Source organism: Actinokineospora iranica, assembly GCF_900101685.1.
Taxonomy (GTDB): domain Bacteria; phylum Actinomycetota; class Actinomycetes; order Mycobacteriales; family Pseudonocardiaceae; genus Actinokineospora; species Actinokineospora iranica.
The window spans coordinates 34,328-52,552 of sequence record NZ_FMZZ01000004.1; the positions used below are offsets into that span (position 1 = coordinate 34,328).

The following is an 18,225-nucleotide window of genomic DNA, read 5'->3' on the forward strand; positions in this document are numbered from 1 at the left end:
AGTGGGGACCCATGATGGGGGCCATGGTTGCCACCTGTCGGATAGAGGTCGGGCTGGGGTTGCGGTTGAGCGCGCCCGGGAATGTCACTGTGTCGGTCGCGGTGGCGGGTGAGGCGGAGGAAAGTCTCACCCTTGAGGGATCGCCGGGGACGTTGCGGGTCGTGCGGATGCCGCATGGGACGCGGTTGCATGTGGTGGACGCCAGTCCTGGAGACCTGGTCTTTCGCTACCGGGCCACGCACAAGTACGGGAGGCCGCCGAGTGAGGTCACGGCCGCCGAGCGCATCGAGTATCTGCGTCCTAGCCGGTACTGCCCCTCTGACCGGCTAGGCGGTTACGCGGCCCGGTTGTTCGGGCACCTTGCCGAGGATGCAGACCAAGTCCGGGCCGTGGTCGACCACGTCGCGGGCCATCTGTCCTATGTGGGCGGATCAAGTGGGCCCACCGACGACGCCATCGACACGCTGTTGGCAGGCGAGGGGGTCTGCCGCGACTACGCCCACCTCTGTGTGACCCTCTGCCGCTCGTTGGATATCCCGGCTCGGTTCACCAGTGTCTACGCCCCCGGACTGTCGCCAATGGACTTCCACGCCGTCTTCGAGGCCGCCCTGGGTGGACACTGGCACGTCTTCGACGCCACCCGGCTCGCTCCACGGCAGTCCCTGGTTCGCATCGCCACTGGGCGCGACGCCGCCGACACCGCGTTCCTCACCACTCCCAACGGCGCCGAACTGACGTCCACCACCATCACCGTCACCGCCGACCCCAGCCTGCCCGAAGACGACGGCGCTTCCCTGGTCGCCCTCTCCTGAAAGCTGTCCACAGGCCTGTGGATCACCCTGGGGATATCTCCGCCAATCCCAGACACGCGAACAAGCGAGCCTCCACAGCGGCAATAAACTCGCGGTTCAGCGATCGTCCGGTGGACCGCTTTCAACCAGGGCTCCCTCGAACAGACGCAGCCACCGGGTAACGCCGACATCGGACAGGAAGCGGTCGTCGTGGCTGACGACGACGAAAGCGCCCTGGTAGGCGTTGAGCGCGCTCGTCAACTGGTCGACGCTGGCCAGGTCCAGGTTGTTGGTCGGCTCGTCCAGCAGCACCAGGTGCGGCGCGGGTTCCGCGCACAGGACGCACAGCAGCGTCGCCCGCAGCCGCTCGCCGCCGGACAGCGCGCTGCCAGGCATCGCCAACCCGCTCGACTTCGTCTACGTCGAGCAGTACGACGACGCCCGCTACCTCGACGACCACGACCGCGTCGAGGCCTACGAACAGCTCTGGGGCTACCTGCAAGCAGCCGCGCTGGGCCCACTGGACTCCATCGAGTTCATCGGGACAGCGGCGGACCAGTACAGCTAGCACACCGGAAGGAATCCTCATGGCCCTACAGCACGACTACCTGCCCGCCGAGGCGTTCGCCGATGCCACCTGGCAGAAGGCCACCGCGAGCCAACCCAACCAGTCCTGCGTCGAGTTCGCCAAGATCGGTCGCGTCATCGGCGTCCGGGACAGCAAACTCGGCCCCGACAGCCCCATCCTCCAGTTCACCGAGCACGAGATCGCCGCCATGCTCACGGGCGCGAAGGACGGCGAGTTCGACCACTTGGCCTGATGATGGCCGTCAGCTGCCCCGCGCATTCAGCCAGCCGCGCGGAGCGGCCACCGCCAGACCACTCGGCCCCCGGCACCGCCGGGGGCCGAGTGGTCTCAAGCCCAGCCGTCCGGAAGCAATCAACGCCGTAGCCATTGTTCGAGGCTCGCGGCCAAAAAGGATCGGAACTGGGCGTGGGACGGTCAGCGACCTGAGCGGTGGTGGGCGCGGGTTACCAGGTTGGCGGCGTGTGGGGTGCGGAGGTGCAGTGTTGAATTGTCGGCGAAGCGGAGGCGGATGACGCGTGGCGTGGGGAGACTGTGTCCGGCGAAGGGCGCGTCGAGGCCGGTGAGGTGTCCGGTGGGGACTTCGGCATGGGTGGTGAACACGGTGGGCGGCTTGGGGTTGTCGGGGTGGAAGAGTTTCGTGGGGTAGACCACGGCGACCCGCTGGTCGCTCAGCGCGATGCGGGCCTCGCCGCCGCTGTGGGCGAAGTGGTCGCCGAGGCGCACGGCGATGGTGTCCTGGTGTGGGGCGCTGACCCAGTAGCCGAGGGTGGGGTCGTCCACCCAGTCGCTGTCCACATCGGGGCCGCAGACGGTGGCTTCGGCGGGCAGGGGCCAGCGCGGTCGGTCCAGGGTGAGATGGGGCATCGCGCCGATCGGCTCGTGGGGAACTCGGATCTGGTCGCCGATGTGGGCGCCGACATAGCCGGGAATCGGGGGACAGCCGAGCAGCAGCCGTTCGCCGGGGCGCAGCCAGAACTGGCCAAGCTCGTTCTCGACGATCTTGTCGTCGGCATCCAGCGGGGCGGCGCTCACCGGGTTCCGCCGGAGAGTTCCACGGCGTGATGCGCGCTGTCCTGATCGAGGATGAAGTCCACACCAGAACCGTCGATAAAGGACACGCGCAGACATGCGTCCCGTTTGCGGTTCACCACCTGGACCGAGGCGATCAACGCGCGCGGGAAGTCAGCGACCTGGACCAGATCGGGCACGGCCACGGGTTCCCCCTCGATGTTCGCGCCGTATTTGCGCCGGTTGTCGGTGACGATCTTGGCGATGTCCCGGCTGACGTCCAGCACCCCCTTGCCGAACCCCACCGCCTTCCCTAACAGCGACTTCGGCGCCTCCGGCTCCGGTTCCGGCACCGGGCGGGGCGCGGCGACCGCCAACCGGGCCGTGGTCAGCACCCACAGCCGGTTCATCCGCTTGCCCGGCTCGGCGCCGATCCCCGGAACCGCCTGATGCGCCAGGCAACCCGGCCCGGGACCGAACACCAGATGATCGGCGGCGGGCGGCTTGTCGTTGCCGCTCTCGTCACCACCGCCGAACAGCACCTCGCCAACCCCGGTGAGCACGAACTCCCCGACTCCCCGGCCGAACGCCAGCGCTCCCCGGCTCATCGCGTTCTTACGCGGAGCGCCGAGCGGGTCCAAGCCCTCGACGTCGAAGTAGAACACCTGACGGTAGCTGGCCCACAGCAGCCGCTCCCCCGGCCCGCACACCCGCAACCGCCCGACCAGCCCCGCTCCCAGCGGCGCGGAGTGGTCCATCACGGCCTACTCGTACTCGAAACCACGATCCATGGTCTCCTGCCGCTCGCCCTCCGATGAGGGGTCCTGTCCCTTGTTGTAGCCGTACTTGATGCCTTGCTCCAGCGCCACGCTGGGGGCGTTCTCCAGAACGCCTTTGGTGACGGCGGTGGGCACGTGCGTGGTGCCGCTCATCCCCGCCATCCGCAATCCGGCCTCGGTCAGGTTGGTGGTGAGCGCGTCCGACCCCTCGCCGTCGACCCCGAACCGCTTGGCGAAGGTGTTGCCCGTCTTGGACGCCATCGTCTCCGGATTCGCCTTGGTCACGATCTTGGCGAGCGGGTTGCCGTCGATCTTGCGACCCACCCACTGCTGGACCTTGCCGCCGTTGCGCAGTCCCTCAGCCCGCTCCACAAGCTGCTTCAACGGCCCCTTGCGCAGCGTCTGCAGGATGTCTTCGAGCTTGTCGATGAGGGGCTTGAGCTTGCCGAGCAACTGCTTGACCTTCATGCCCAGCCGCGCTCCGGTGCTCGCGACCTGCGCGGTGGTCATCGCTCCCGCCGCCCCCATCGACGCGCCCGCGGTGATCCACGAAGCGGCCAGCGCGGCGAGCCACTCGATGATCAGGCCCATGACCAGTTCCTGCAGGATGTCGACGCAGATCTCAACAAACGCGTCGAACAGGTCCGCTGCGATCTCCAGAATCTGCTGCAAGTTGCGAATCTCGTTGGCGAAAGCGGCGGCACCCTGGCCGAACTCGCCCATCTGCTTGCGGAAGGCGTCACCCGCCGCGCCCCGCCAGGGTTCCGCGGTGGCCTCGGCGCGGTTCTTCTCGTGTTCGCCTGTCCGGTCCAGCCAGTCGGCGACCTCCGACCAGCCCTTCGCCGTGCTGCGCATCTGTTCCGGGTCGCCGATCGCCGGTTCGAGCACGAGTTCCACGATCGGGCTGATCACGATGCCGATGAGGAATCCGAGCCCGTTGTCCACGAACGACTGCCCGGGGCTGGTGATCAGCTGAAGCTGCTCCATCCTGGCGTTCACCGCGGCGATCGCGATATCCGGAGGACTGCTGGCCCTGGCCACGTCGCCTGCTTGGCTCACCCAGGAGCTGCCGTAGGCTGCGTGCTGCTCAAGCTCGCTCTTGCGCTTGCTGTCGCCTGCGCTGTTGAGATCCCCCAGACTGCCCGGTCCGCTCCCACCGTCGCCGAGGGCACCGATAAGCCCGTCGAACATCGTCTGAAGCGCGTCGTCAACGTCCCGGTAATCCTGTGCGGTTTGCCGCAGGCGTTCGTTCACCCCGTCCATGAACGTCTTCGCCCGGTTGGCCAGATTCTGACACTCTTCGAGGCCGTCGAAGTACTTGTAGGCCATCAGCTCACCGAGCGGGCCGAAGCAATCGTCGCTGACCCGTGCCTGCTCCAACAGAGTAGCCAGTTGCCCGAAATTGCCTGCGGCTTCCTCCGACCCTTGGCTGTGCGCCAGCAACGCGGCGCCGCTCACCTCGTACCCGGTCATGTCCGTGTCACCTCAGGCTGAATCCGTCGAAGTCGTCGTCTTCTTCGACCATCGACGCGGCCCGCCGGTTCCCTCCAGAGGGCGCCGCCCCCGCACCCACCACGGTCGAATGCGCGTTGAAGGCCTCATTGAACTGCGCGGCGCGGTCACCGAGAACCGGCTCGACGGTGGCCTGGAGCGCCTCAGCGGCCTGCTGGGTCGCCCGGCGCAGGGTGTCCATGATCTCCTGCTGCAACTGGGTGTGGCTGTAGCGCATCGCCCCCGGCCCGAGCCGCAGGTCAAGCACCGCGCCGGAGGGCGCCACCGTCGCCTCCACCGCCCCGTCCCCATTCCGGGCCTGCCCACGCAGGTCCGCGAGCTTGTCCCTGAGCTCGGCGACCTTGACTGCCTGCTCCTGGAAAGCGCGGATATTCTCCTCCAGCCGCGCCCTGCGGTCCGACACCGGCAGCCCCCTTGCTCTCCATCCATCCGACAACGGACAACGTAGCAACTGGAGCTTGTGTAGGTACCGGGAACCAAGAGTGCAACGAATTCCCGAGCTTGAGCTGTAATCGTTGGTGCTTGGACGGCTCACCAAGCGACCCAATCGTCACCGCCACTGGAGCCAACCGAGCAAGCTCAACATGCCGCAGCAAACACAGCCAACCTCTCGCATCGCTACGACTCACTGAGGGCTCGAAGCACAGATGCCGTGACGACGCGGTACCGCTGTCCGACCTGGATGACCCGCGCGGGGAACTCACCCCGGTTGACGAGTTCGTACGCATGACTGCGGCTCAGGCCGAACGCGGCGGCCGCGATCGGTATCGAGACGGTGGCGGGCCAGGTCTCCTGGATCTCGCGCGGCGTGGGTGCGGCAGATTCTTGGTTCGCAAGTTCCCCCATGACCGATTTTCAGATCGCCTGGGTCTCCCCTGCGGAGCCCCGCGAACCCGTCAACTACGTGCGGACAGGCCCGGACACGGCCATGCCCATCCGGTTCAGGGCATCCATCGCGTTGGCCGTACCGGACGCCGCAGTCACGATCGAGGTGTTCACCGGTGCCGATATGCGGCCGCGCATCAACGAGTTGGTCATTCGTTCGAGCGTCCAGAAGCCGATCACCACATCTGTGCTCCGCCAGGTGCTCGTCGACCAGTTGCTCCGAGCCGCGGTGAAGGAGGCCGAGGTGCCTGTGGACAGCTTGTCCGCCGGGACAGTGCTGGGCACCCAACCCGTTCCGGCGACTGGCAAGGCCGACGAAGACGCGAGCATCGCCGCCCGCATCTACCGCGAAGCCGTCGCGTCCGGGAACCCGGCGCCCGCGATGGCAGTGGCTAGCTCGATGGGCCGGTCACGGGCGCAGGTCGCCCGCTACATCCGGAAAGCGCGTCAGATGGGCCTCCTGCCCGAACTGTGAACGCGGTCAAGGAGATGCTCGAACGCCAAACCAGCGGCCGACCAGGCTGCTGCCGAAAAGGAACAGGAAACTGAAGGCAGGAAGCACACGGCGGCGATGTCGCTGCCGTGACGAGAATGGGAAGGACTTGGGTGCGGGGTGCCCGAAGCTGTCCCAGCGCTCGCACGGCGCATGGCAGATTCGCCAGGAACTCGCCCCGACACCCGAGGGTCAGCGGCGCACCTTCCGGCGTCTCGGCTACCCCACGCAGACGGCCGCGCAGGCAGACCTCGACAAGGTCCGCGCCCTGCTGGCCCTTGGTGAGGACGAGGATGACGCCGAGGCTGTCTCAGCGATGCTGGACGCGCTCAGCAAGGACGACGCGCTACCGGACGTGGACACAATCCGTCGGAAGCTGCGAACGGGCCAGGCCCTCGCTAAGGGCATGACGGTCAGCGAGTGGCTGGACCGCTGGACCTCGCAGGAGGCGGGGACGCACCGCAAGGCCACCGACATCTCCTACGAGTCGCACATCCGTCTCTACCTCAAGCCCAAGGTCGGCGATGTGCGGATCGACCGCCTGACCGTCGGCCAGGTCAAGGAGATGTTCAACAAGATCTGCGACGACAACGACGCGATCGAGGCGAACAACGCCGACCGGCGGTCGCTGCTCAGCCAGGCGAAGCAGGCGCGCAGCCGGGCGGAGAAGCGGCGGCTGCGCGCAGCGGCAGCGGAGCTGCCGCCGTTCCGACGGACGGCCGGACCGTCCAGCCGCCGACGTATCCAAGCCACTTTGCGGGGCCGCGCTCAACGACGCGATCACCGAGCAGTTGATCACGTTCAACCCGGCCGAGCACGTCAGCATCCCTGCGAAGACGCCCAAGGCACTCCCGTGGACCGCGGAACGGGTGGCCGAGTGGCGGCGCACCGGTCAGCGGCCCGGTCCTGTGATGGTGTGGACCCCGGCGCAGACCGGCGCGTTTCTCGATTACGTTGCCGAGCACGACCCGGAGTTCGAGGCGTTGTGGCACGTGGCCGTGACCGCGGCCCACGCAGGGGCGAACTGGCGGGTTTGGGGTGGACCGAGGTCGACCTCGACGCGGAGTCGGTGCAGATCAACACCCAGCTCACCGAGGTCGCCTACGAGGTCGCCGAGGGCGCTCCGAAGTCCGAGGCCGGAGAGCGCACCATTCCCCTCGACGCCGAGGCAGTGCGGCTGCTGCAGGTGCACCGCGCCCGGCAGAACGAGGCACGGCTGCGACTTGGCCCGGCATGGGTGGGCTCGGGGCGGGTGTGGACACGTCCGGACGGTGCGGCGCTGCGGCCGAGCTGGCTCAGCGACCGGTTCGCCGCCTTGGTCGCTGCCGCGGGGCTGCCGCCGATCCGATTCCACGACCTGCGTCACGTGGCGGCGACGACCATGCTCGCGGCCAAAGTCGACCTCAAGGTCATCCAGGAAACGCTCGGCCATGAACGGCTCCAGACAACCAGCGACCTCTACACCTCGGTGCTGCCCGAACTGGCCCGCGACGCCGCCGAAGCGACCGTCGCGCTCATCCCAAGGGCACCCAGACAAACGCTCGGGCACCCTTCGGGCACCCAGGGGAACCCACAAGCTAGGGCAAGCGGCGACAGTGATGTCCATAGATAAATAAAACCGCAGCTAGACGAGGTCTCTCTGCGGTTTCATGTGGTGCGCCCGAAGGGATTCGAACCCCTAACCTTCTGATCCGTAGTACGAAGCGGATCATCCTGGGCGGCCCTCGCAGTCCGTTTGCGCTGGTCACCGTCCTGGTCAAGTCCAGGTCAGGGCCTCCTATCCGGCCCCGTCCACCCCGTCCGTGAGACAGGTGTGAGACCGGGCCCGAACGGAGCCCATGCCATGTCAACAGCACCTCGCGCTGTAGAGCGCCCCGACGACATCCCCTTCCAGTCGATGACCGAGCTGGTCGGGCAATGGCTCGCAGTCCGCCTGCGCACCTTCACGAGTGAGCGACCCGACCCGACCGATCTGCTCACCGAACTCGCCTTCGGTTCCCGGATAGCCAGGGAGGCCATGAGCGGTCGCTGGTGTGTCATCGCTGAACTGCTGTGCACAGGCGCGGCCACCTCATGGACACAGCTCGCCGCCGCCATGGGGGTCACACCGGCCGCCGCCCGCGACGGCTTCCACCAGTGGCTCACCAACCAACGCGACCTCCGGCGAGACACCGGCACGATCGGTCTCAGCGACGAGGCCGCCACCGAGCTCGACAGGCTCGCCGGGGCGGTGGCCTGGTGAGCATCGAAGCCATCAACTGGGTCCTCACCGCGGCCCCCATCCCCCGCGACCGACGGGACGCCTCCAGCCTCGCCGTCGTCCTGGTCGGCCTCGCCAACCACGCCGACCCGGACGGCCGAAACGCATTCCCCTCACTGGCTCGGCTGTCCCGCTACACCCGCCTGTCGGAACGCTCCGTCCGTTACGCCCTCCGGACCCTCGAAGACCTCAAGCTGATCCGTCCATCCGACCCGGTCATCGTCGCCGCTTACGTCAAACGAGCCGACCGCAGGCCAAACGGCTACGACCTAGCCCTCAACCGCACAGAGCCTGTGGACAACTCCCCGTACCAGGGGCAACCACTGCCGCCCGTCACCAGCCACGAGGGGCAATCTCGTCCAGAACGAGGGGCAAACAGCGTATCCACGAGGGGCAAAGCTTGCCCCCGAAACATCCTTAACCATCCAGAGAACCACCCGCCCCGCAGCGATTCACCGCTCCCACCACCTTGCGGCCAGTGCGACGCCCGCCCACATGACCCACCCGCCGCCCGCCTCATCTGGCCCAACGACGACTCCAACCCGATCCCCTGCCCCCGTTGCCATCCCAAGTCCATCGACCCGAACGGCCGTGCGCGATGACCGCCACCAACAGCCACCTGGTGGCTCAAGTCCGCGATGCCCTCGACACCGCCAAACGATCAGGTCAGCCAGTGCCCGGCAGGCCTACGCTGGTACGCCTCACCGGCGCCACCGATCACGCAATCCGCAAGGCCCTGGCGGAGCTGGCGAGCGAACCCACCAGCGCTGGCGAACCTGGTGAACCAGCTCCACCAGCACCGCACCAGCCGGTCGACACCCGACCATCGAAAGATGCCCGGCTTGTCGCGTGGGCAGGCTTCGTCTTCGGGTCGATCATGTCCATCGCCGCCAACGTTCTCCACACCTGGCTCCCGGCCACCAGCCAACCCGCGGACTGGTCACCAGGACTGGCCCCACAGATCGGCGCTGCGGTCTGGCCCATCGGCCTACTGCTGTCGGTCGAAGTCCTCTCCCGCGTCCCCTGGCCCAGCGGCTTCCAGTGGACCCTGGCCCGCTTCGGCGGAACCGGTGCCGTCGCCCTCGGCTCAGCCGTCATCTCCTACGGCCATCTCCGCGACCTGCTCCTGGCCTGGCACTACGGCCCGCTGGCGGCCGCTGTCGGCCCACTGGTGCTCGACGGCCTGATGGTCATCTCCGGCTTCGCCCTCCTGGCGATGAGCCGCACTGCACCTCAGCGGTGCTGACGGACTATGTGCTCATTCACTGAACCGGCTTGGGTTGGCCTATGACGTCCAGGGCGTTCTCGCGTACGCGGCGAAGGCGGCCGTGGTCCTGAGCACATGAAGGTCAGAGTCCTCGTCCCCGTCGCGCGGCCTGGTTCTGCCAGGTGCGCAGGTGGTGGGCTGGGCGCTGGTGTTGCGGCGGTTTGGCTGCCTGGGGCGGTGTCGGGCGATCCGGCATGGGACCGGCCAACGCGGCGAGGCCGCCCGCCGCGGTTCTCGCCGCTGCGGCTTGGTGAATCCGGCCGCGTGCATGGTGCGCGGCGGCGATCTCGGCGACAAGACCGGCCAACGCGAGTACGAGAGCCGCTGCCGCGAACTTCTCACGGCCCCGGCCGGATAGCACGCCCACAGCCGCGATGCGCCGGGACGCGTAGCGAAGTTCTCGGGCCACCGCGCCCACCTCACGGGGCAGCGCGTGCCGCGGGGTTCGAGCGGCGCGGTCGTAGCGCTCGGCTATCTCGCTGAGCGGTCCCGCGTCGTATCCCTCGCGGCCACGGGCGAAGACCGTCAGCACCTCGCCTGTCGCGTGAGCGATGCCGTCGACGTCCGCTCCGGTACGCACGAGCACCGTGGCACGCTCGACAAGCCCCGCGGTGTCGGCCAGAGATTCTCGGCGCTCGACCGGCGTCGTGCGGCCGTCCTCGGTGCGCTCGGTTTCCGTGGGCGGGGGAGTGCTCGACCAGCGAGCCGTCAACTTCGGCCAAGACAGGTCGGGAGCGAGCTTCGAGCCGGAGTACCGGATGGGTTCCCTGCTGGCAGCCCGGTCGTCGGGACGAAAGACGGTGTAGCCGAGCACCCGTCCTTCGCTGTCCACCGTCGCCTGCGGCATCACACCCTCCAGCCGAAGACTGGCGAAGAACTCGGCGCCGTCACGCGTCGCCGCCGCGGCCTGACTCACCACCCTCCGCAGGTGCTCCCGGGCGGTCATTCCCCGGCCTGCCCGCGCGGCCTTGCCATGCTCCTTGCGACTCGGCCGACACGGCGCGGTCTTGTCGGCCCCAGCGGTGGGCGTGAGGCCGAACTGGCGCTCCAGGGCCTGGCACTCTCGACGCAACGCTGGGTAGTCCCGGTACGGGTGGAACCGCTTGCCGGTGGTCTCCGAAACCAGGGTCGCCATCAGGTGGATGTGGTCGTCGGCGTGCCGCACCGCGATCCACGGACAGCCTGCTTGGTGGATGCCGGTCGCCTTCATCAGCCGCTCACCGATGTGCTCCCACTCCTCGTCGGTCAGAGTCCGATCACCCGGGTGCAAACGCACGGAGGTGTGCCACACGTACCCAGGCGACAGCACGACCGCCTTCTTCTTCGAGTCGTACTTGTAGTGCCGCACCCACGACGGAGCATCGACCGGAAGCCGCCCGCCCCGCCGAAGCGCCTCCACCCACTCGGGCGTAATCACCGGCGGGTTGCTCAACGGCAGTCCCGCCGCCTTCGCCAACTCCTGCATCGTGGCGGTGAGCGGCCCGAGGTCGAAGTCGAACTCACCGGGCTCAAGGATCTCCCCGTCCAACTCCACGCCCGCCAACTTCTCCGGCTGATGCAGCCACGGCGCCCCATCCCACGACGCGACCACCCGCGGATTCCTGTGCGACTCATACTCACCCGGCCCGAACAGATACCGCAGCAACCCGGCAGGCCGATACCCACGCACAACCTTCGCGATCACGGAAGCAACTCCGCCCGCACCCGGGCAACCAACTCATCCGAAGCCCGCACCACGTTTCGCACGACTCTCAGCAACCCCTGCGCCGCGGGCAAGTGCTCCACGCCGCCGGTCGAGTTGGCCACTTTGGCGAGCTGGTTGAGGCTCCCGCCGATGTTCGCCAACACGCGCCGCTGCTCACGCAACTCCGCGATCAACTCGTGGACCAGCCCCCGCTCGAACACCTCACCCCGCTGCCTCCGCAACGCCGCCTCATACGCGGCCTGCTGAGCCCACGCCCCCGGCTTCATCCCCTCCCGAGCCGCGACCATCACGATCACAGCCCACTCAAGATCCGTATAGCGAAGCGCTCCACGCCGTTCCCGACGCTGCCCACTCGCCTGCTCGCGGTATCCCAAGCGCAGTCGATTCCCACCATCCACCGTGTCCCCCGACATCGGCTCGGATGACGCCGACACCGACGCCATCACCACCAGCCGGGTGGGCCAACCTGGTGGTCTCCCAACAACTCCACAACCCGCCGACGACCGCACGCATGCCCGCCAGCACCACGCCGTGACGCAAGCCCACGCAGGTGCACACCCCAGCCGACACCTGCACGTCAATTCGGCCACGCGGCCCGAGCTGCCTTTCCCGCTCCGCCCGCTACACCAGCCTGCCACGGCTTGTGGCCTTCAACGGCGAAGAGGCACTCTTCGCCCTATCTTGCTCCGCCGATTGCCGGGGGTTCACGGACGGTGAAGGTCGTTCGGTGGGAACCCAGGGCGTTCTGATCACGAGGCGGCGAATCGCGTCGAGTTCGCTGTGAATCGCCTCGCGCAACGCGAGGCTTCGACGGGGGACAGGCTGCTGGAGTCAGTGATCCAGGCCCGAGGTGCGTCCTCGATGGGCTTGGCCATGAGGTCCCGCGCGACTGCGGCGTAGTCGATCGCTGTCTGGCTGCTCAGTCCGGAGGCGGCGGCCAGGTGCAGCGGGTCGGCGTTGACGGCGAGGCCTTCGTGCAGGACGCGGTCGGCACGTAGGCGTCCGAGCGGGACGTCTTGCATGGCCAGGTAGTAGGACAGGTAGTAGTCGCTGACCGGCGCGGTCCCGGCCGCCGAGTCGCGTGAGATCAGCACGTGTCGGTTGAGTGTGTGTGGCCAGCGGCAGCGGCGCTCGGTGAGCCACTCCCGGATGAGTCGGTGCACCAGCTCTGGCATCGGCTGAGCGGCGCCGTTAATGCGCAAGCGGCGGCGGGAGAGGTCTATGTCGTCGAGCGTGAGCCGACGGATAGTGCTTGCGCGAGCGGCGTGGACGACGACCAGGGCGACCACCAGTCGCTGCATCGGAGTGACCACGGCTCGGTTCACCGCGACGATCTGGTCGTCGATCATGGGCAGCGATGTGCGCTCGGGTGCGCGGCCGACGTGCAGTCGACGGGTCGGATCGGTGAACACGAGTCGGTGGCGGTGAGCGAACCGGAACAACGACTGTAGGGAGGTGAACGTGCCCGCCCGGAGGTGCCCGCGCTGGCTGTCGAGCACGTCGGCGACGTCCTGCTCGGTGACCTGCCTGAGGTGCTCGTAGGTCCGCGACCAGGTGGCCAGGTGCGGTTGGACGCGCCCGAAGTAGGCGTAGAGGGTGCTGCGCGCCCGGGCCTGGATCGCTCGCCGCCGGCGGCCAGCTCGACCAACCAGGCGCGAGTGTCGTCGCGGAATCCCGCTGGCAGATCCGCGGTCCTGCGGTCGATCCAGACTCGAATAGCGGGCGGGGTGTCCTCGTCGAGGGCATCGTGTTCCCGCAGCACCTCGGTGGCCAGGTTCGGCATCGCAGGTGCGCGGAGTGCGGCCATGACGCGCTGAGCGGGACCGCGCTGTCGCCCTGGTGTGTGGCCAGCACCTGGTTTAGCCCGGTGAGCAGTGTGCCGACCGCCCTGGCCGGCCAGCGTCCGGCCTCGGCGAGTTCGGCGGTCCGGGCGAGCACGCTGCGGTGCACTGGCGTGGTGTCGCGACTGCCCTATGAGCGGCTGCTCAACGTCGGCGCCCGAATGCGAGAGGCCGCCGCCCGGCCGGTGATCGTCCCCGAGCAGGTCGTGATCGACCACGGGAAGGTGTTCGTCTCCGACACGTTGACCCGCGCCTGCGAACGACTGGGCATCTCGATCCAGCCCGCACGCCAGGACACCCCGACCGACAAGGCCGTGGTCGAGGCCACGTTCACCGCGATCAAGACGCTGTTCGCGCAGCCCGTCGCCGGGTTCAAGGCCGCGAACACTCAGCTGCGCGGGCGCGACGTCGCGGCGACCTGGACGCTGGATCAGTTGCAGGACCTGCTCGACGAGTGATCTACCGGACCGGGTTGTCGAACAGGTTGTGCAGACGCTGGAAATCGGCCAAGTACACGGTGCTGGCCTTGACGACGGCGTGCCGTTCTCGATGAGGGCGTCGCGGGGTCAAGTGAAGTCGTGGTCGTGACCAGAGCGTAGCCGGGGTTATCGCAGCCGGTGCGGTCGTCGATCCACTTGCACCAGGTGCGGGTGTCGAGGTCGACGTGCGCGTTGACGTGAACTCCCGGATCGCCGCCTGGGAGCCCCATCTGCGTTTTGTTGCGGGGGCCATCCAGTCTTGAACGAGAGGGATGTTCGGACGAAAAGTTCACAGAGCCCGTACTTTACGTACGTCTCGTCAGTACTTGTGATACGGTCTAGGCATCCTGGATGTCCGACTAGGGAGTCGCGCCGTGCCCATGACCTACGCGTTCTGGAACAACAAGGGTGGCACTGGCAAGACCAGCCTGTGCTTCCAGTCCATGACCTTCTTCGCTCATCAGAACCCTGATATGCGGGTGCTGGCCATCGATGTCTGCCCTCAGGCGAACCTGTCCGAGTTGCTGTTCGGCGGCCTGACGGGCAAGGGCAGCGAAGTACTGCTGGCCCGCCAGAACGAGCCGACTCGCAGAACCATCGGCGGCTACTTTGAGCTGCGCCTCCCCAACGCATTCTCAGTTCCGGCTATCGACCCCGACGTTTACATCTCGCACCCAGCCGACTACAACTCCGCGATACCGGACAACCTCGACCTCATCGCCGGGGATCCGATCCTTGAGTTGCAGACCAACGCCGTGTCCACGCTAGCCAACACCCAACTCCCGAACACCCCCACATGGCTGCGGGTCATCGACTGGATCCGGGATCTAGTAGTCACTTTGGGGGACAGGTATGACATGATCTTTGTCGACGCAAACCCGTCGTTCTCCATGTACACCCAAATCGCCCTCGCAAGTGCCGACCGCTTTGTTCTGCCGGTGATGGCCGACGACTCGTCGCGTCGGGCAATCCAGAATGCGTTTTCATTGGTGTACGGACTCAAGTTGCCATCCGAGATCTACACCCAGTACGCCTTCGCGACGAAGTTGAGGGCGGAGGGGCGCGAGCTGCCGAAGGTCCACGTGATCGCGAAGAACAGGCTCACTCAGTACGTCGTGGCGGCGTCGGGATACTCCGCAGTGCTGAAGACCATCGACGCCGACGTTAAGACGTTGATGGCAGGCAACCCCGACATGTTCTCGGCAAGCGAAGCGAGGGACGTCATGGTTGAGATCCGGGACTTCCAGACCGCTGGGGTGGTCTCTTTCGCTCGCGGCTGCCCCTTCTACGCACAGAAGCCCGGCCGCATGGAGATCAACGGTAAGCGGGTTGGTGTGAAGAGCGAGTACCTGGAGAACTGCGTGAAATCCGTACAGGCGCTCGTTGACCAACTCTGAGTCGGATTGCAGAAATGGCCACGAGGTAGGCCGGGCACTACCTCAGCCAGTCACGCAACCTCAGCGGCGAAGGCCTGGTGACCGAACAACGAATTCGAGGCGTTCCTGGGTGGAGCTACGTCCGACGCTGCTGTCGTCGTACCGCAGTCCGGGTTAGAGGCGAAGCCTACGTCCTGGAACGCCAAGCTTATGGCACCGACCGTAACTGCCGGTCATCAGACTGCGAAACAGACTGTGGGTGCTCGTGCTGATCAACTCTCTCACGCGAGCCCGTCTTGCTGCCGACTTCGCCAAGTAGGTCCGGACACTCGGTCCGCCGTCTGTTCGGACCTACTTGGCGAACCGCAGGTCAGCAGCCCTTACTACCGCCAACTTCGAGCGGAACGGACAGTGGGAACCCAACGGGTTCTAGTTACCAACGTCAAAACGCTGTGGGTTCCGCGCGAACCCGGTCCTCGAACGCGAGCAAGGACGCCGACGGCTGGTCCGAAGCTGGTCAGCCTTCGGCGGCCGGGGCCTGGCTCTAGGCAGGCTGTTGGAGGAAAGCTCGGGCGATCTCGAAGTAGTCGATCGCGGTCTGGACCCTCAGGTTGAACGCCTGCGTGAGGTGTAGTGGATCGGCGTAGACGGCGACCGCTTCGTGCAGGACACGGTCGGCGCGAGGCGCTCCAGCGGGACGTCCTGCATGGCCAGGTGCTAGCTGAGGTAACAGTCGCTGACCGGCTCGGTCCCGGCCGCCGCACCAGTGCACATTGGTTCAGCATCCACAACTGTGGTGGCGATGCAATGCTGCACCACCGCACCCTCAACCCCGTCGTCATTCGCGACTGGTCACCGAAGATGGAGACGTTCGCGCTGGCCAGCGCTTGGCCAGTTGAACAAGGTGGGTCTGCTTAACCCGAACTAGTCACCAACTACCCAGGTGAGGTGCCAAGTCTCCTGGCCAAGGTGTCCGCGCTGGCCGAGGAACACGGTCTACTGCCGCTCAGCAGCCCTTGCCCATGAGCTCCAGTGACGGCTACCGAGACTGCAGATTCTTCGCAGTGTCGGTTGTTCAAGCCGGTTACGGGTTAGGTGTCGTATGCCGCTCGTACAGCCGCGCCTCGGCTTCAGAGTGTCTGAAGCCGAGGCGCGGCTGTTCTCAGCGATGTAGCGGATCACCGCGGCGCTCGGGTTACAGCGTGGCGGGCGCCTTCTTGTACCAGCTTGTGATCACACCGACCAGGTGGACGATGTTCTGCGTGCGCATGATCGGTGCGAAGGCATCAGGCTCGAAGTCCTTGTGGGCGTCGGTGGTGCGCCAGATGCTGGACTCCGTGACGGGGGCAGCCATGTGAGGGTCGAGCTTCTTGAAGAACGCGGCGATGTCGTCGAGTTCGGCGGGGTTGTCGCCCGCGCGCAGTTCCCGGAACACACCACCCAGCACGCGCAGCATGCCCACCGAGCCGAGCAGCGAGGTGCGCCTCAGCTTCTGCGACATGGTCAGTTCATCAGGCTTGCACTCGGCCTCCGGGTCGTCCTCCGTTACTGCGGCCAGGTCGCCGAAGGCGGTGGAGATGATGTCGAGGAAGTCCTTGACCTGCTCGATGACCTCACCGTCCGTCAGGCTCTGTTCGGCCTTCTTGCTGATCCTGCCGCCAGCTCCGGCGATGACGGCGCGGGTGATGTCCGCGACGTGCTTGGCGCCCATCAGGTTGGGGTTCTTCAGGGTCATGCGGTCCTGCTCCGCGTCGACCCGCCCCTTGAGCAGCGGGTGGTCGATGACGTCGGACAGGGTACGGTTGGCGACCTTGTAGTTGTCGAAGCGCGCGCGCACGGCACTGCTGATGCCCTTGGCGTTGTCGGCGACATCGACGAACATCTGCTGCGACTTGATTGGGTCGGGCTCGACGTAGATGTCCAGACCGACGTACTCCTCCTTGAGCCGAGTCATCTGCCCTACGAGCCGCTCGCGCTCGGCTTGGAGCTTCGCGGCCTTGTCGACGCTGACCTTGCGGGCCAGTTCGCGGTCGATCGCGGAGACGGCATCCGTGATGCGCTGCTTCTCGATAGAGACTCCCAGAATCCGGTGCTGGCCATCGATGGTGCGCAGCGTGGCGATGCCGCCGATCGCCCACGGAACGGTCAGATAGCCGACCCGTCCCTCCTCGTCGGCCTTCTGGAACGTGCAGCCGCCGCCGTCACGGGCAAGGAGCGCCGGTGCGACCCAGTCCTGCTTGGAATCGAGGTACTCACCGAACTGCTTGGCGTGCAGCCGGTCGACCTTGCGGTTGTCCTTGTCGACGTTGTTCGGGTCGGGGACCGGGAGGATCGTCGGGAGATCCAGGAGAGGAACGCGCGTCGAGTACACCGCGCGTCCTCCCTGCATCGTCTTGAGAGCCAAGTACGTGCTGGAGTCCTGCGGCCTCGACAGCAGTCGGGGGTCTACGTTGATGCTCATGGCTAACCTCCTACTCAGGGGCTCAGCCCCCTAATGGAGGGTGAGTGGAACTTACCGTATCGGATACCTATCTAAGCCTCAAGATTAAATCTTATTTAACCCAGCAAGGGCTAGTATGTGTAGTCGAAGTTGACTGACCAGCAGGCGCTGCTCGACAGAGCCGACCGGAGATGGGAGTCAAGCGTCAGAACTCGACTCCACAGCAGAACGAACCCGCCAAGTAGCGACCGACGCTTCAACCCGGGCGGGCTCACCCCCGCTCACGCGCCGCCACCACTGCCCCTCGACGTCGCGGAACGCGAACGTGATGTCTGCGGTCCCCCAGTTCAGCATCTCCAGGCTGACGCCATCGATACCCAGCCCGGGCAGCTCGACGTCTTCACGAGGCCCGAGAACATCAGCAGCCTTGAGCGGACCCGGCCGGGGCGTGGCGTTCCACACCACCGTGCTCCTCAAGGCTCAATCTGCGTGGCGGACGCCCTCATCGTCGGTGAAAACCATGTCCAAGACGACGACTTCTAGCACCGGCACCGACCCGTGGTTGCTGATGCTCACGCCTGGGAACATCGAATTTGAGTTTGGGCGCCTCATCGGCTTGAACTCGATCACGACCGTCGAGGCCTCGGCGAGTTGTCTCGCCCTTCGAGCCGCATCCGCTGCGTCCACCTGCTGGACCTGCTCCGCTCGGAGTTTCGTCATCACCTTGTTGTGCAACCGCCGGTCCCGAATCAGCACGACGACAGCGACCGCCACGGGACGTGGTGATCAAGTAAGTGACC

General features: G+C 66.6%; 21 protein-coding genes and 1 pseudogene. 10 read left to right on the plus strand and 12 right to left on the minus strand.

Translation table 11 applies throughout. The features are described 5' to 3' along the window. Positions 1-23 precede the first annotated feature (23 nt). Positions 24-812 carry a transglutaminase-like domain-containing protein gene (locus tag BLS56_RS10075; protein ID WP_324187508.1) on the plus strand — a complete coding sequence of 263 codons (789 nt, stop codon included), beginning with the start codon at positions 24-26 and terminating at the stop codon, positions 810-812. Positions 813-908: 96 nt separating this feature from the next. On the opposite strand, the pseudogene BLS56_RS10080 reads toward BLS56_RS10075, so the two are convergent. Beyond that, positions 909-1,187, minus strand: a pseudogene (locus tag BLS56_RS10080) (ABC transporter ATP-binding protein); the annotation flags it as partial. Here BLS56_RS10080 and BLS56_RS31350 point away from each other — a divergent pair. Then, a complete protein-coding gene (locus tag BLS56_RS31350) occupies positions 1,081-1,359 on the plus strand; it encodes a Scr1 family TA system antitoxin-like transcriptional regulator (RefSeq protein WP_175482757.1) in 279 nt (92 codons plus the stop codon). The pseudogene BLS56_RS10080 and the gene BLS56_RS31350 sit on opposite strands and share 107 nt — an antisense overlap. A 19-nt stretch (positions 1,360-1,378) precedes the next feature. Next, positions 1,379-1,612, plus strand: a complete 234-nt coding sequence (locus BLS56_RS10085; protein WP_091449733.1) for a DUF397 domain-containing protein — start codon at positions 1,379-1,381, stop codon at positions 1,610-1,612. 182 nt (positions 1,613-1,794) lie between these two features. Here BLS56_RS10085 and BLS56_RS10090 read toward each other — a convergent pair whose 3' ends face one another. The 5 genes from BLS56_RS10090 to BLS56_RS10110 form a co-directional block, all read right to left on the minus strand. Further along, positions 1,795-2,412 carry a hypothetical protein gene (locus BLS56_RS10090; protein WP_091449734.1) on the minus strand — a complete coding sequence of 206 codons (618 nt, stop codon included), beginning with the start codon at positions 2,410-2,412 and terminating at the stop codon, positions 1,795-1,797. Continuing rightward, a complete protein-coding gene (locus BLS56_RS10095) occupies positions 2,409-3,146 on the minus strand; it encodes a hypothetical protein (protein WP_139190589.1) in 738 nt (245 codons plus the stop codon). Before BLS56_RS10095 ends, BLS56_RS10090 begins: the two co-directional genes overlap by 4 nt. Positions 3,147-3,152: 6 nt before the next feature. After that, entirely contained in the window at positions 3,153-4,625 is a 1,473-nt protein-coding gene (locus BLS56_RS10100) for a WXG100 family type VII secretion target (protein WP_228771527.1), read from the minus strand. A 22-nt stretch (positions 4,626-4,647) separates the two neighbouring features. Next, a complete protein-coding gene (locus BLS56_RS10105; RefSeq protein WP_091449737.1) occupies positions 4,648-5,082 on the minus strand; it encodes a YbaB/EbfC family nucleoid-associated protein in 435 nt (144 codons plus the stop codon). A 215-nt stretch (positions 5,083-5,297) separates the two neighbouring features. Beyond that, positions 5,298-5,525, minus strand: coding sequence for a helix-turn-helix transcriptional regulator (locus BLS56_RS10110; protein WP_091449738.1), 228 nt, complete (start codon positions 5,523-5,525; stop codon positions 5,298-5,300). On the opposite strand from BLS56_RS10110, the gene BLS56_RS10115 reads away from it, so the two are divergent. The 5 genes from BLS56_RS10115 (at position 5,455) to BLS56_RS31355 (ending at position 9,563) form a co-directional block, all read left to right on the plus strand. Further along, positions 5,455-6,039: a hypothetical protein gene (locus tag BLS56_RS10115; RefSeq protein WP_175482758.1), complete on the plus strand. Its 585-nt coding sequence runs from the start codon at positions 5,455-5,457 to the stop codon at positions 6,037-6,039. The two genes, BLS56_RS10110 and BLS56_RS10115, sit on opposite strands and share 71 nt — an antisense overlap. A 127-nt stretch (positions 6,040-6,166) precedes the next feature. Continuing rightward, positions 6,167-7,669 (plus strand): site-specific integrase, encoded by a 1,503-nt coding sequence (locus BLS56_RS10120; RefSeq protein WP_091449740.1) that lies wholly within the window; start codon positions 6,167-6,169, stop codon positions 7,667-7,669. Positions 7,670-7,954: 285 nt separating this feature from the next. Further along, positions 7,955-8,299 carry a hypothetical protein gene (locus tag BLS56_RS10125; protein ID WP_091449741.1) on the plus strand — a complete coding sequence of 115 codons (345 nt, stop codon included), beginning with the start codon at positions 7,955-7,957 and terminating at the stop codon, positions 8,297-8,299. Then, on the plus strand, positions 8,296-8,919 hold the full coding sequence (locus BLS56_RS32205; protein ID WP_228771528.1) for a helix-turn-helix domain-containing protein: 624 nt from the start codon (positions 8,296-8,298) through the stop codon (positions 8,917-8,919). Before BLS56_RS10125 ends, BLS56_RS32205 begins: the two co-directional genes overlap by 4 nt. Before the next feature lie 275 nt (positions 8,920-9,194). Then, positions 9,195-9,563, plus strand: a complete 369-nt coding sequence (locus BLS56_RS31355; RefSeq protein ID WP_175482760.1) for a DUF2637 domain-containing protein — start codon at positions 9,195-9,197, stop codon at positions 9,561-9,563. Positions 9,564-9,666: 103 nt separating this feature from the next. Here the strand turns inward: BLS56_RS31355 and BLS56_RS10135 are convergent, their stop codons facing one another. The 3 genes from BLS56_RS10135 to BLS56_RS10145 all read right to left on the minus strand — a co-directional run bounded on the left by BLS56_RS10135 (position 9,667) and on the right by BLS56_RS10145 (position 12,788). Further along, positions 9,667-11,268, minus strand: a complete 1,602-nt coding sequence (locus BLS56_RS10135) for a relaxase/mobilization nuclease domain-containing protein (protein WP_139190591.1) — start codon at positions 11,266-11,268, stop codon at positions 9,667-9,669. Continuing rightward, positions 11,265-11,585: a hypothetical protein gene (locus tag BLS56_RS10140; protein ID WP_091449744.1), complete on the minus strand. Its 321-nt coding sequence runs from the start codon at positions 11,583-11,585 to the stop codon at positions 11,265-11,267. The genes BLS56_RS10135 and BLS56_RS10140 overlap by 4 nt, the downstream gene beginning before the upstream one ends. Before the next feature lie 453 nt (positions 11,586-12,038). Then, on the minus strand, positions 12,039-12,788 hold the full coding sequence (locus BLS56_RS10145) for a hypothetical protein (protein WP_091449745.1): 750 nt from the start codon (positions 12,786-12,788) through the stop codon (positions 12,039-12,041). A gap of 368 nt (positions 12,789-13,156) precedes the next feature. On the opposite strand from BLS56_RS10145, the gene BLS56_RS10150 reads away from it, so the two are divergent. Together BLS56_RS10150 and BLS56_RS10155 are read left to right on the plus strand one after the other, a co-directional pair. Further along, a complete protein-coding gene (locus tag BLS56_RS10150) occupies positions 13,157-13,588 on the plus strand; it encodes a DDE-type integrase/transposase/recombinase (RefSeq protein ID WP_139190592.1) in 432 nt (143 codons plus the stop codon). Between the two features lie 401 nt (positions 13,589-13,989). Beyond that, a complete protein-coding gene (locus tag BLS56_RS10155) occupies positions 13,990-15,006 on the plus strand; it encodes a ParA family protein (protein WP_091450036.1) in 1,017 nt (338 codons plus the stop codon). A 1,174-nt stretch (positions 15,007-16,180) separates the two neighbouring features. On the opposite strand, the gene BLS56_RS10160 is transcribed toward BLS56_RS10155, so the two are convergent. The 3 genes from BLS56_RS10160 to BLS56_RS10170 form a co-directional block, all read right to left on the minus strand. Next, positions 16,181-17,446 carry a DNA sulfur modification protein DndB gene (locus BLS56_RS10160; protein ID WP_091449747.1) on the minus strand — a complete coding sequence of 422 codons (1,266 nt, stop codon included), beginning with the start codon at positions 17,444-17,446 and terminating at the stop codon, positions 16,181-16,183. A 177-nt stretch (positions 17,447-17,623) separates the two neighbouring features. Further along, positions 17,624-17,887 (minus strand): hypothetical protein, encoded by a 264-nt coding sequence (locus BLS56_RS10165; RefSeq protein ID WP_139190593.1) that lies wholly within the window; start codon positions 17,885-17,887, stop codon positions 17,624-17,626. Positions 17,888-17,905: 18 nt separating this feature from the next. After that, positions 17,906-18,199 carry a hypothetical protein gene (locus BLS56_RS10170; protein ID WP_091449749.1) on the minus strand — a complete coding sequence of 98 codons (294 nt, stop codon included), beginning with the start codon at positions 18,197-18,199 and terminating at the stop codon, positions 17,906-17,908. Positions 18,200-18,225: the final 26 nt, after the last annotated feature.

What these genes read in the sequence shown, in the direction of transcription:
- BLS56_RS10075 (WP_324187508.1), top strand. Translation starts at nt 24, where the DNA reads ATGGTTGCCACCTGTCGGATAGAGGTCGGGCTGGGGTTGCGGTTGAGC.
- BLS56_RS10085 (WP_091449733.1), top strand. Translation starts at nt 1,379, where the DNA reads ATGGCCCTACAGCACGACTACCTGCCCGCCGAGGCGTTCGCCGATGCC.
- BLS56_RS10095 (WP_139190589.1), bottom strand. Translation starts at nt 3,146, where the DNA reads ATGGACCACTCCGCGCCGCTGGGAGCGGGGCTGGTCGGGCGGTTGCGG.
- BLS56_RS10110 (WP_091449738.1), bottom strand. Translation starts at nt 5,525, where the DNA reads ATGGGGGAACTTGCGAACCAAGAATCTGCCGCACCCACGCCGCGCGAG.
- BLS56_RS10125 (WP_091449741.1), top strand. Translation starts at nt 7,955, where the DNA reads ATGACCGAGCTGGTCGGGCAATGGCTCGCAGTCCGCCTGCGCACCTTC.
- BLS56_RS31355 (WP_175482760.1), top strand. Translation starts at nt 9,195, where the DNA reads ATGTCCATCGCCGCCAACGTTCTCCACACCTGGCTCCCGGCCACCAGC.
- BLS56_RS10155 (WP_091450036.1), top strand. Translation starts at nt 13,990, where the DNA reads ATGACCTACGCGTTCTGGAACAACAAGGGTGGCACTGGCAAGACCAGC.
- BLS56_RS10160 (WP_091449747.1), bottom strand. Translation starts at nt 17,446, where the DNA reads ATGAGCATCAACGTAGACCCCCGACTGCTGTCGAGGCCGCAGGACTCC.